This window comes from Bacillus sp. B25(2016b), from assembly GCF_001679765.1.
GTDB lineage: Bacteria > Bacillota > Bacilli > Bacillales > Bacillaceae_G > Bacillus_A > Bacillus_A thuringiensis_K.
The window spans coordinates 2,228,437-2,241,191 of the sequence record NZ_CP016285.1 but is presented as its reverse complement, the minus strand read 5'-3'; the positions used below and the strand labels follow the sequence as shown (position 1 = coordinate 2,241,191).

Genomic DNA, 12,755 nt, shown 5'->3' with positions numbered 1-12,755 from the left:
GTTATTACTTAGCTAATTCTTTCGTACCCTTCATTACATCAATGAAGAATCCCCAGTTATTCACTACAGAAGAAATACTGATATGTTCATCTGGAGTGTGGACGTTGAAAATGTCTGGTCCGAATGAAATTGCATCTAATTCAGGCATCTTTTGAACGAATGCGCTACACTCAATCCCCGCATGTACAGCGAAGATTTCAATTTCTTTATTGTATTTTTCTTGATGTACTTTTTCAAATAAATTACGAATTTGTGAGTTTGGATTGTATGGCCATTCTGGATACTCTGACTCTATTTCAAATGTAGCACCAACTAATTCAGCAATATATTTGATTTCTTCTGCAACATGTTGTTTTAAACTACTTACAGAACTTCGCACTTCGTTACGTAATTTAATTTCATCTTGCAACGTTTCAATAACGCCTAAATTTGTTGAGCTTTCTACAAGACCTTTAATATCCATGCTCATACTTTGAATGCCATTCGGAATTAAGAATAATGATGAAATAAGCTGCTTTTGTGTCTCTTTAGCAAATACTTTTTCAACTTTTTCATCCAATTTTGTCAGTGTAACATGAACATCTGGATCAACAGCACGCATTTCTTCTTGTAATACACGTGTCCATGATTCTAGTTTTTCTTCTACTTGTCCTACATCTTCTGTACGAATTAAAATTGTAGCTACACTTTCACGCGGAATTGCATTCGTTTTTAATCCGCCGTGAACTTCACTTATGTAAAACTCCGTATGTACTGATAAATCACGTAATACTCGTCCTAATACTTTGTTCGCATTACCGCGTTGTTTATCAATTTCCATACCAGAATGGCCGCCTTTTAGACCACCAACATATAGACGGTATGCATCCATATTCGCTGGCGTTTCATCCCAAATTACTTGAATTGTTTCAACAGCTTTCGCACCACCTGCACTACTTACAAGTAATTTATGATCTTCTTCAGAATCAATATTTATAAATATCTTTCCTTCAAAATGATTTGGATCAATAGCAAAAGCCCCGCCCATTGTCGTTTCTTCTTCAGTAGTGATAACGACTTCAAGTGCTGGATGCGGAATTTCTTTTGAATCTAATAAAGCTAATGCATACGCAACTGCAATACCATTATCAGCACCTAAAGTTGTTTGATTTGCATATAACATGTCCCCAATGATTCGTAATTCAATTGGATCTTTTTCAAAATCATGTACTGTTGCTTGATTTTTTTCGCAAACCATATCCATATGACCTTGAATAATAATAGCTGGTACATTTTCATAACCAGCTGTTGCTTCTTTTTTAATAATGACATTTAATGCTTCATCTTGAATGACTTCTAAGTTACGCTCTTTTGCAAAGCCCACTAAATAATCACTAATTTCCTTTTCATTACCTGATCCTCTAGGAATCTTTGAAATTTCTGCAAAATGAAAAAATACAGGGTGCTTTGTTAATTGTTCTAAAGTAGAATACATTTTTCAAGCTCCTCTCAAAATGAAAAAATAATATGTAAGTCTCATATCATTATACCATGATTCATTATTTTATCTTTCTTTTAACTTTTATTGTTCATTTTATGTACAACACTCTTACAACATTGTAAGGGCGTTGTAATCTACATCGATTTTTCTCATTTAATAATAGTCGTATACTTTTTAAAGAAACACATTAAAGGAGATAAAGAAAATGAAAAAGTTTTTAGCAATTATTACACTATGTTTATTATTTTTTAGTTTTACTATTGGCTGTGAGAGAGCGTCACTAAATAGAATTGGTAAAGATGTATATTACATGCAGATAAAAGGCGAAGGAACTATCGAAAAAGTAGATGGTAGAAACTTACGAAACTATACGCTGCCCGCATATGATGAAGATGGAGCCAAAAAACAAATTACATTTAGAAGTACAAAAAAAGAAAACAATCATAAATTAAATGAAGACGCGTTTTTACGCCTTTATGTAGATCAAGATGATAATAGCAAAAATGAAATATCATCAATTGAAGTAAAGTCTTATGAAGAAATTCAGAAAACAGATTTACCTAATAAAGTAAAAGATAAGTTTACTATTAAATAAAAAAACAAAAGAAAATGCTCTATGCATTTTCTTTTGTTCTTTTCACCTGTATATATTTTGAACTACTATTATTCATCAGTTTCTCTAACCGATTTATATTCTCCGTTAATGCACCTTTCACAAGAGAGAAATCTGTATTGGATTCTTCTTTTTTTTCTTTAAAAAACGAAGACTTTTGCACATTGACTTCAGCCATCTCTTCTCCCCCTTTTCAAAAAGATACAACCTTTTATTTATATTATATAGCAAATGTAAAAAGAGTGTACACTTATGATTTTCTTTTTAATTCTTCTTCTAATTCTTCTACTTGCTGCAACGTATCTCCTTTTATTAAAGAGAAATCTGTTGTATCTTCGTTACCTTCTTTAAAAAAATCATTGTCATAATCTTTTACCACTACAATCACCTCTACATGCTAGTGTAGGAATGATTGTCCAATTTTATTCAACTTTGTCGGATTTTGTTTTTAATTTATGTATAGAAGAAAAGGACAGAAAAAGATTCTGTCCTTATTTACTAAAATAACTATGATGTATTGTTAAATTATATACATTTTCAAAATCCCGATCTTGCAGGTTATTTTTCTTTCCATCAATAACAATGAAAACGTCACTTACTATTTTTGCTGGTATAATCCCGACATTTTCTACTTGCACCGCTTTCTGCTCATTCAATTGCTCGATATGTTCTAACGGAACGATAATACTAAATTGCGAGCGAATACCACGAAAGTTTGTATTTAACTCTTTCGCAGCTTCAAAAACAACAATTTTCGCGCCAATCTTTTCCCCATATGAATCTAAAAATGCATTTAAGCTCTTTGTATATTCCTCTTCCGTATGCCATTCCATCGTACCGAATACTGCTGGATTAACATTTTGAATAATTGTCGTGTATATTTCTCCTCTCGCTTTAGATGCAATTAATGATCGTTTTATTGATTGAACTGTCTTGCCAATATCGCTAAATTTCGCACCCCATATTTCAGAAATATTAGGTGTTAAAATGAACGCAATATCAACAAAAATAGCCATTGCAGTAAACATTAAAAGATTTTTCCAGAGGGTTAAATCAATTCCTTTTATCATGAAATACACGGTGACAGATATGATAAACAAACCATACCAAGTCTTTCTAATACGTTGCTTTTTCTCCTCGTACAACTCCTCATTTTTCCAATAAAAGAAAACAAGGACTACAAAGACAATCGCTAAAACAAATAAGCCAATTCGAATGTTAGAGATCATTAATCACATCACCCTCCATTCAAAAACTACTCACGATATCATTACATGCGCAAGCTGCTCTCTTTATGACAAAAGACGTGGACAAGCTTCTAAAATTAGCTACATCGCATATATATTAGAAAGTACCACGTCTTTTATCCTGTTATTTGTGGGCAGTAAGACCCCCACTGATTAAAATTTCACTTTACCATGAGTCTATATTGTATATGTAGACAAGCATTCATTTCAAATTTTCGTATTAAAAAGAAATATGTTTCGGAATTTCCCCTTCAGGTACTTCTCCATCCATACTTAAATAATAATGACGAATCGGACGTAAGTTTTCGTCTAATTCATAAACAAGCGGAATGCTAGTGGGAATATTTAATGAAACTACACCATCACTTGAAAGGTTGTCTAAATATTTTACTAGCGAGCGAATTGTGTTACCGTGTGATGAAATAATTACTTTGTTACCACTTTTTAATGTCGGCGCAATTTCTGAATGCCAATAAGCAAGTACTCTCTTCTCCGTATCCTCTAAACATTCAGTTAATGGAAATTCACCTTTTTTGAGTGTTTTATATCTTGGATCGGTCGCTTCATATCGAGGATCGTCTTCAGTAAGAGCCGGTGGTCTTACATCAACACTTCTTCTCCAAATATGAACTTGCTCCTCACCATATTTTTGTGCAGTTTCATCTTTATTCAGCCCTTGCAATGCACCATAATGTCTTTCATTTAGCTTCCAAGATTTATGTATTGGAACCCAAGTAAGATCCATCTCATGAAGTACAATCCATAACGTCCGAATTGCGCGTTTTAATACTGATGTATAAGCCACATCAAAAGTATATCCGTTTTTCTTTAATATTGCTCCTGCTTCTCTCGCTTCACTTAATCCATTCTCTGATAGATCAACATCTGTCCATCCAGTAAAGCGATTTTCAAGATTCCATAAGCTTTGTCCGTGACGAATAAGTACAAGTTTTATCATTATAATTCCCCTTTCGGAAATGTGAATTTTATTGTTCCATTGCGTACACGTATAAAGTATCTAGTAATGTATCTTTTTATCCATTCACTCTATGACTAATCGATAGTTGCCAAATGTATGGATAAAATTTGTTCTTTTTCAAACGATAAAAACAGAAGTTTTTTCATTATTTTTGATCGACTGGTATTTCACGTTTCGATATCCAAGCATCAAAACCTGATCGGCTATTTGCCATTTCATTCATAACTTGGTGCCAATTGTCCTCACATGATTCACCAAATTTTGAAAAAATAGCACCCATTTGTTGTCTTTGTACATCACTCAGTTTTTTCTCTAAATCTGTACCTTTTTCTGTTAAAGACAACTGTTTCACACGTCGATCATGCATAGCTTCATTACTCTCAATTAAGCCCTTTTCCACAAGTTGACGTAGCGGTCCGTGGAGCGCTTGTTTACTTATTTCTAATAGTGATAATAACTCATTTACACTTATCCCTGGAAAACGTGCGATAAAAAATAAAATTCGATGATGTACTCGTTGAATGCCATATTCTTTTATAATTTCATCTGGCTTTTCAGTAAATGTTTTATATGCAAAATAAAATAATGCTAATGCCTCATTCATCTGTTCTTCTTTATGTTGTGTCATCTACTTTCCCCCTGTATGTAAATTATACCACAATCTAGTAATGAATATTTTAATCAACGCATTAGAACTTGTTCAGTCTATTGAAACATTCATTGCATAATTAGGAGATGATTCATTTGAAAAAACAATATACTATAAGTACATATTTATTGGATAGACTACACGACTTAGGAATTGAACATACATTCGGGGTTCCTGGTGATTATAATCTTGCTTTTTAGATGATGTAGTACCACATGAAAATTTAAAGTGGATTGTATTATTAGTATTGGTGTGAAGTTAACTGATACTATTACAGGCGGCTTCACACAAGGTTTTACAAAAGAACAAGTTATAGAAATCCATCCCTACACTGTGAAAATTATAGATAAAAAATACGGTCCAGTTGTAATGCAGGATGTTTTACAACATTTAAGTGATTCAATTGAGCATCGTAATAAAGATACCCTTGACGTTAAGCCATTTATTTTAGAATCATCACCTTTTACTGAAGAGTTCATTCCAAAAGCACAAATGGTCACACAAAAACGTTTTTGGCAGCAAATGTACCATTTCTTACAAGAAAACGACGTCTTAATTGTAGAGCAAGGAACACCTTTCTTTGGTAGTGCTGCTATCCCTCTACCTAATGACACTGCATATGTAGGACAACCGTTATGGGGATCTATCGGCTACACACTGCCTGCTCTACTTGGTACACAGCTCGCCAATTTATCACGGCGCAACATTTTAATTATTGGTGACGGTTCTTTCCAAGTAACTGCCCAAGAGTTATCAACTGTACTACGTCATAATTTAAAACCGATTATATTTTTAATCAATAACAACGGATACACTGTTGAACGTGCCATTCACGGCCAAAACCAACCTTATAATGATATACAAATGTGGGATTACAATAAACTATCAATGGTATTTGGGGCAGAAGAAAAAAGTCTAACATTTAAAGTAGAAAATGAATCAGAATTAGCAGAAGTCTTAACAAATATAACTTTTAATAAGAATCACCTTATCTTTATTGAAGTTATAATGAGCCAAAGCGATCAACCTGAATTGTTAGCTAAACTCGGGAAAAGATTTGGTCAGCAAAATTCTTAATATAAAAGTATAACCTAATTATACAATTGGTAGTGTAAAACTTGTTTTCAGAATAGTTTCGACACTCAAAATACATAAGGAAAAGGATGGAAAGCACCATCCTTTTCTATTTTAAGAGCGTTCTTCGACTAACGCCCCGTGCGACAAGCAAAAATTCTTAATCCATCTTTAACTTTATAGCTTTTGTCGCAATAAATGTTTTAATATGCTTATCTAATATCCTTGTTCCACCAAAATCATCCTCATAAAAACCTGTTATAGCAAAACCAGCTTCAATTTGGTCTTGGATTTGGTCTTCTAAAGTATGCGCATATTCTATTGTTTGATTTGAATCGATGTAATCTTGAACTTCATCCTCTGGTAAATAATCCAATGTTGATGAAGGAATTGAATGTTTAACATCAAGAATACCTTTTTGCTCTTGGTTATCATCAAAAATCCATAGTAACGGATTTGTAAATCCAGCAATAAGAATACCCTTATTCTTTAAAACCCTAGAAACTTCATTCCATACAAGATGAACATCTTTTACAAACAAATAAGCTACGCTTTTTCTTTTTTATTCAGCAAGAGTTAACTGCCAAGATACACCATACTTATCATTTAACCAGCCAAACTTTTTACTAAACGGATAAGAACCTAAAGGCATAAGAATCGCTCCATCCTGCGCTAGTTTATGAAAGACCGTTTCAATTTCTTCTTCTGTCTCACAAGTTACATAAAGAGACATAGCTGGAGTGAATGTAAAATTATGATTTACATAACTATCAATACACATAAACTCTTGGCCATTTAGCGTAAAAGTTGCATGAATTACAGTTCCCTCTTTACCAGGTCCATTTTCATCGTAGCGAGAAATACTTACAATTTCTGATTGATCAAATAGTGACGTATAAAAATTCATTGCTTCCTCAGCTTTGCCCTCAAACATTAAAAACGTAGTAATTTTTTGATTTGCGTTACTCATATGGAGACAGCCCCTTGTTATGTATTTATGTAAAACATACGCCAACAAAACCAAACGTACGTTCCTTTTAATATATTGTCTATAAAAACGATGAGTTTGTCAATTATCTACTTTATTATTTCTTCTTAAATAATGCTGTCCAAAGAAATGATTCTCCAAACATTTCTTTCGGTTGTTTCATTTGTTTCATTCTTCTAATCTCAATTACCTCAAATTCTTTAAATATCTCTCTTAACTTTTCTTCCGAGTATGCAAGACCCCCTTGTAGACTCCACCCTCTATATACGTCCCAATCTGTTATTTCCGATCCATTTCGCTCATCTAAATCACCTGCCGCAAAACATGTTAATCCGAAATAACCACCCGATTTTAATGAGTTTTTAATTAAATCCACATAATTTATTCTTCTATGCGGTGGAATGTGATGCAAACAGCCCGAATCGTATACAAAATCAAATTCGTTTTGAACCTCTAAATTAAAAATTGAATCACAAATAAAATGAATTGCTACCTCTTTTGCCAATGCCCTTTCTTTAGCCCAATTAATGCCTTCTACAGATAAATCCACTGCTGTTACATCAAATCCTTGAGTCGCTAAATAAATGGCATTTCTACCTGGACCACACCCAAGTTCTAATACTTTCCCTTTTGAAACTATCTCTTTTTGTATATACGAAACTAGGTTCTCATCTGGAACATTTTCAAAAAATGGAACATCCTTTTCTCTATTCTCATAAAATTCATTCCAAAATGGTTCTGCAGGTCTTAATAATGAATCAAGCATTTTTAAAATGTCTTCTTGTGTGTGTAACGTTTCATTTTTCATTAACACCCCTCCATAAATTAATAGTCAGAAAATTATTATATATCTTTTTGAACTTTCAAACAAAGAAAAAACTCCTACATTTTGAAGTGAACCCCGAAAACGGGACACCTATCAAAATACCTAAACCACCTTTCATTTGGTGCGGATGCATCGAATTGGCGTTCCAATCGATGAGGGGCTACTACTGGCTCCGCACCACTGATATATTTCTTTTTCTTTCGACCAACTTTTGAGAGAATCTGATTTTGCCTCATGATTCATAATACTTTTTTATGATTTACACACAGCCCCATTTTCCGAAGAGTTGCGGTCACTCTTCGATATCCATATCGTAATTTATGCCGAAGACAAACATCCTTTATTTTCTCTTCTATCCCTTAGGTCCACTGTTCGTTGTAACTTGTTTAAATTCACCTTAATTCATATCAAGGTTTCTTAACATTCGCATTAATAACTGTATAATATAATTAAACTATTTGTATAAGGGGGACTTATTATGAACTGGAAACAAAAATACAATCCAAGATATCTCTTTTACCGAATGTATAGTTATATTTATAAAGCCCTTGATGATATATCATGCTCCTTAAAATAACGCTTTTGTTCACTTTTTTTGATACATTTACGAAACATTCATGTGTTATCTTCATTAAGTTCTTTTCTTTTTATAATGTCGTGTGAGATATACCAACAGAGGAAGCCCTAGATCCCCTAATCCTAGGGCTTTTTTTATAAGAATTTTATACATTTTATTATTTCCATCAACTTTTCAAATTGTATAAACATAATATATTTTTTTATGTTGTTATATTTTTTGATGGCCTCTTATCTTTCCTTAAAAGGCTTTTTTTTCAAATAACGCTTTTGTTTAATTTATATTTAAAAAGTTCCTTTTCATAAAGACTTCCCTTATATGCTATACTCATTCTTAAATAATTGTATAAGGAATGTTAAAAATGGATGATAGATCGTCAAGACAATGGAAATTGCGACAAAAGTTAAGAGCACTGAAAACCAAAAACAACAATGACACAAACCCTTTGTTTAGTGAATGCCTTGAATCCCTAGGAAACGAAACTCTCATTTTCTCCCAAGAAAAAAGCCAGCAGATTGCTACTATTTTAATTAATTCATTTCCTATAACTGTCTCGGGAAGAATATATTGGGAACAGATAGATAATCAATTCATAGCTTCGAACAAAGAACAACTAATTTCCCTTATTAGAGCAAACCAACTAGATTTTGACGAACAGATTTTTATAATATGGGATAACTATGAAATCCCTGTAGTAAGTACAAATCTTGATAAAGTATTCCAATCACTAGTTGACGTTGATGCAGTCAGTTTTTATTACTGGCTATTAGACAAAGAATATAGATTCGTAATTGAAATAAATGATGAAGAATTGATTAGGATTGGGTTTCGCTAATACTCTAAGCATATGAAGCTAGTTCCCTTCATTTCTTAATATTTTCTTCGTCACCACCGCTATTATTATCATTATGAAACTAATAGCTAATATAGGTAAATAAATTTTCGTACTGAATCCTTCAAACATAAAACCATATACGACTTGCCCAATTGGTGCCATACATTGAGATACCGCTGTTATAATTGCCATTACTTTTCCTAGATTTTCATTTGGTGTTTTCTTTTGGACTACAGTAATCACATAGATGGATACAATTGTCATAATCATTGCGATTAGAAGAGAAGAAAGTATAAAGAGGATAAATGGTGGATAGTATCCTAAATTAAGAGTAAACGGTGTAACTGATAGTGCCACTGGTATTACTAATAAAGCTATGATAAACATCCAATTATATAATCTTTTCATCTGTAACTTTTTAGCAAAGAAACCGATTGACAATGCCCCTAATATGGTTGCAAAATCAATTAATCCCATTCCAATTCCATACATCATATCGCTACTCTGCATAGTTACTCGTAACATAATAGGTCCTCCGACAACAAATAACGGTGTCAAAATTAAGTTTAGTAAAGCTGCAAGTAACATAGCCTTCAAAATAAAAGGTTGCTTTAAAACATAAAGAAAACCTTCTTTCATATCTTTTACAAGTGTAGGTACGATATGGCCTTCCTGTATTCTTTTTATAAATGGCATTGTAATAAACATTTCTAAAATCGCAGATAAAAAGAAAGCAAGACAACTTGTTATTACGAGCATTTTCAAACCAATTATGCCATACAATATTCCTCCTAATACAGGAGCAACTATATTAGATAATGCTTGCACACCATTTATGATACCGTTTGCTTGTTCTAACTTTTTCTCTGGAACTAATTGCGGAATACTTGCCATAACAACTGGTGCGTACATTGCACTAACGACTGCTAGTAAAAACATAATTGTTCCAATCAATAAAATAGATATCGATTCAGTTAATAACAAAACTATAAAACTTAATACAATAGCAGCGTTTATAAAATCCAAAATGACCATTACATTACGGCGGTTGAAACGATCTGCTATCGCTCCGCCAAGAGGAGCTAACAAAAACGGGATACTCGTTACGGCATATAACCCTGCAAATATATCGGCACGTCCTGTTATATCTAGCACATATAAAGACAGTGCAAAACGTAATAGTGTTGAACCTAAAATAGTAATAATTTGACCACTTACCATTAAGTGAAAATCTTTCAAGGAAGATTGAATACTTGCTGGCATCCTCATCACATCCTTCATTTAGCATAGACCGACTGCCGGTCTATAATACCCAAACAGAAAAAAGCTATTTCTGTTTCATTAAAACCTCGATCATATAATTAAAGGACCCTTCTTTCGCTCCAACAGATACTTCCATCATTTTAATATAAGCCTTAGCTCTTCTCATCATTTCTTCCGTTTTCCACTGGAATAAACCATCATCAAATATGACTTGTGCTGAAGAGAGTAATAATTCAATTGTTTCTTGTGGGTATGGAGTATAAAATATGCCTTCTTCTATTCCTTGCTCTAAAACTTCCGTTAATACAGGAGATAAATGTATAATGGATTGCACTAAACTTTTCTGATGCATTTCTGCATTATTTGGTTGATGGAATTGTTGGATCATTTTTTCTTTTACATCTCCTGATTTTGGTGATTGTTCCATTAAAATTTTAAATAACTTATCTAAAACGGGGATATCGGGATTGGAGACAATCCTTTTCGCTTTAGTGACATCCTCTTTAATAATCCTCATAATGATTTCATCCATTACTTCCTCCTTCGACTTAAAATAATGATAAAACGTCCCCTTTGCTATACCAATTTCTTTTAAAATATCATTCACGGTTGTTTTCGTATAACCTTTCGTAAGAAACAAACGCTCAGCTGTTTCTAAAATTTCCTTTCTACGCTCCTCATACTCCTTTACAATTCGCATTCAAGTTCTCCTTCCCACCAGACCGACTGTCGGTCTATTAAAATTATATGTTTAGTTTGCAAAAAGTTTCCTATTATCGTACATATACAACACCATACTTTCCATTTCCTTTATAAATTTTTATTTTTTAACGTCCGCTCAATTTGTTTAAAACGTATCTCATGTTTCTTATCGTCACCTTTCATTTTAGGAAAAGAACGATGCCCTCCGCTTGATCCTATTTTTCTCGATTCTTTATCCAGACGCACAACACTTTGTAGTTTTTCAGCTCCTTCACCACAAGTCAGCGCATCTCCTTTACATCGATGACTTCAAAAAATGACAATTGATTCATACGATACGGTTCCCCTCCGTTCGATCTATGTACTTATCAATGGAGTATTTTGTTGAGTTCCAATATGTAATATTGCATATTTCGCACTTTTAATTTTTGCACATGCGATAATTTATTTATAAAAATATAAATTATTAATAAGGGTGATTTATATGAGCAAATTCCGAAAGAAGATGATTAAATATTTGCAAACATTTTGGGGATGCTTAACATTTGGTGTATTAATGTTTGCTATCTTCTTAATTACGGATTTAACAGATGCATCTTTAAATACATTAGGTTGGAGAGACTGGCTAGGTTCTGTAGCAGGCGCAACCATTTTATCTGTTGGGATGTTTACTTTAAATAAATTGAATTTAAAATAAACATTCGGTCAATACTGTATGTAGGCTGTATGCCAACATTCATTTAAAGTAGTCTTCTCTGTATCTCCTTGTATTGAGTATTGAGCAGTTAGCTTTTGCTAGCCGCTCTTTTATTTTGTTCCGGTTCTTGCCTCTTAAAGAACTCTTTATCTACTTTCCCCCAATAAGTACACATATCTATTCTCCATTGCTACAAAATGAAATCTTTATTTTGTTTTACGCGTCGCTTTTTCAATCAGCCAAGATACAATATTAAAATCATTAGCTTCCCCTTTAAAGATGTTCCGTTCCAAAAGCATTCTTTCATCACTTCAAGTAATTCTTCAACAGCTTCAATTCATCTCATATTCATTTTCCCTTTCTCCCAAATAACTATTTTGTTTTATTAATTAACTGATTAATAAAACAAACACCTTTATTAAACATTCCATGTTTCTTCACCCCTTGAATATTTTTTAAATAAAAATACATACTATTTTCAAGCCGCCGTGTCCACGGCTAATACCTCTTATCTTTTGTTACAGCAAAAGCAGGTAGGTTCTTCACTTATCTGCTTTCTCTGTATATTTTTTAAGAAATCGAAAATAATACCAACAAGCTGTTTGAACTAGCAGCTTCACTCTTCTCGCAATGGGGATGCAAATTATCACAATTAGCTAACTCATTGAGCTCACTGGCAGACAACCAAAATCGTTGTCTGCTTTTTGTATGAGATTTTTCGTTTTACATATACTACTTTTGAACCTGCAGACCAATACGAGCCATTTTGGTGCTTGGGATTTCCCTTCCGGGGATAAGTATCTTTTACTTATCCCTTTTTTGTAT

General features: G+C 33.0%; 13 protein-coding genes and 3 pseudogenes. 4 read left to right on the top strand and 12 right to left on the bottom strand.

Annotated elements, in window-relative coordinates; all coding sequences use genetic code 11:
* Positions 1-4: 4 nt before the first annotated feature.
* Positions 5-1,474: a beta-Ala-His dipeptidase gene (gene pepD, locus BAQ53_RS11545; protein ID WP_000287516.1), complete on the bottom strand. Its 1,470-nt coding sequence runs from the start codon at positions 1,472-1,474 to the stop codon at positions 5-7.
* Positions 1,475-1,685: 211 nt separating this feature from the next.
* Between pepD and BAQ53_RS11540 the strand changes: the two genes are divergently transcribed.
* Positions 1,686-2,075, top strand: a complete 390-nt coding sequence (locus tag BAQ53_RS11540) for a YxeA family protein (RefSeq protein WP_000713861.1) — start codon at positions 1,686-1,688, stop codon at positions 2,073-2,075.
* Positions 2,076-2,094: 19 nt separating this feature from the next.
* On the opposite strand, the gene spoIISB is transcribed toward BAQ53_RS11540, so the two are convergent.
* The 5 genes from spoIISB to BAQ53_RS11515 all read right to left on the bottom strand — a co-directional run bounded on the left by spoIISB (position 2,095) and on the right by BAQ53_RS11515 (position 4,947).
* Entirely contained in the window at positions 2,095-2,271 is a 177-nt protein-coding gene (gene spoIISB / locus BAQ53_RS11535) for a stage II sporulation protein SB (protein ID WP_000852629.1), read from the bottom strand.
* Between the two features lie 72 nt (positions 2,272-2,343).
* A complete protein-coding gene (locus tag BAQ53_RS11530) occupies positions 2,344-2,472 on the bottom strand; it encodes a hypothetical protein (protein ID WP_000237819.1) in 129 nt (42 codons plus the stop codon).
* Between the two features lie 112 nt (positions 2,473-2,584).
* Complete coding sequence (locus tag BAQ53_RS11525; protein WP_000624975.1) at positions 2,585-3,322, bottom strand: type II toxin-antitoxin system SpoIISA family toxin; 738 nt, start codon at positions 3,320-3,322, stop codon at positions 2,585-2,587.
* Positions 3,323-3,560: 238 nt separating this feature from the next.
* Positions 3,561-4,298, bottom strand: a complete 738-nt coding sequence (gene gpmA, locus BAQ53_RS11520; protein ID WP_000594152.1) for a 2,3-diphosphoglycerate-dependent phosphoglycerate mutase — start codon at positions 4,296-4,298, stop codon at positions 3,561-3,563.
* Between the two features lie 166 nt (positions 4,299-4,464).
* Positions 4,465-4,947 (bottom strand): MarR family winged helix-turn-helix transcriptional regulator, encoded by a 483-nt coding sequence (locus tag BAQ53_RS11515; RefSeq protein ID WP_000191888.1) that lies wholly within the window; start codon positions 4,945-4,947, stop codon positions 4,465-4,467.
* A gap of 252 nt (positions 4,948-5,199) precedes the next feature.
* Here BAQ53_RS11515 and BAQ53_RS11510 point away from each other — a divergent pair.
* Positions 5,200-6,045, top strand: a pseudogene (locus BAQ53_RS11510) (thiamine pyrophosphate-dependent enzyme); the annotation flags it as partial.
* Between the two features lie 157 nt (positions 6,046-6,202).
* Here the strand turns inward: BAQ53_RS11510 and BAQ53_RS11505 are convergent.
* From BAQ53_RS11505 to BAQ53_RS11490, 4 genes and pseudogenes are all read right to left on the bottom strand, one after another.
* A pseudogene (locus tag BAQ53_RS11505) lies at positions 6,203-6,592 on the bottom strand (SAM-dependent methyltransferase); the annotation flags it as partial.
* Between the two features lie 12 nt (positions 6,593-6,604).
* Complete coding sequence (locus tag BAQ53_RS11500; RefSeq protein WP_000063589.1) at positions 6,605-7,012, bottom strand: VOC family protein; 408 nt, start codon at positions 7,010-7,012, stop codon at positions 6,605-6,607.
* Between the two features lie 115 nt (positions 7,013-7,127).
* Positions 7,128-7,838, bottom strand: a complete 711-nt coding sequence (locus BAQ53_RS11495) for a class I SAM-dependent methyltransferase (protein WP_208906862.1) — start codon at positions 7,836-7,838, stop codon at positions 7,128-7,130.
* Between the two features lie 122 nt (positions 7,839-7,960).
* Positions 7,961-8,212, bottom strand: a pseudogene (locus BAQ53_RS11490) (IS3 family transposase); the annotation flags it as partial.
* Positions 8,213-8,794: 582 nt separating this feature from the next.
* On the opposite strand from BAQ53_RS11490, the gene BAQ53_RS11485 reads away from it, so the two are divergent.
* Positions 8,795-9,268 carry a CDI toxin immunity protein gene (locus tag BAQ53_RS11485; protein ID WP_131251300.1) on the top strand — a complete coding sequence of 158 codons (474 nt, stop codon included), beginning with the start codon at positions 8,795-8,797 and terminating at the stop codon, positions 9,266-9,268.
* 18 nt (positions 9,269-9,286) lie between these two features.
* Here BAQ53_RS11485 and BAQ53_RS11480 read toward each other — a convergent pair whose 3' ends face one another.
* Positions 9,287-10,531, bottom strand: a complete 1,245-nt coding sequence (locus BAQ53_RS11480) for an MFS transporter (RefSeq protein WP_001111726.1) — start codon at positions 10,529-10,531, stop codon at positions 9,287-9,289.
* A gap of 64 nt (positions 10,532-10,595) precedes the next feature.
* A complete protein-coding gene (locus BAQ53_RS11475) occupies positions 10,596-11,231 on the bottom strand; it encodes a TetR/AcrR family transcriptional regulator (protein ID WP_001223583.1) in 636 nt (211 codons plus the stop codon).
* Between the two features lie 486 nt (positions 11,232-11,717).
* On the opposite strand from BAQ53_RS11475, the gene BAQ53_RS11470 reads away from it, so the two are divergent.
* Positions 11,718-11,930, top strand: a complete 213-nt coding sequence (locus BAQ53_RS11470) for a hypothetical protein (RefSeq protein WP_000033163.1) — start codon at positions 11,718-11,720, stop codon at positions 11,928-11,930.
* The last annotated feature ends 825 nt before the right edge of the window (positions 11,931-12,755 follow it).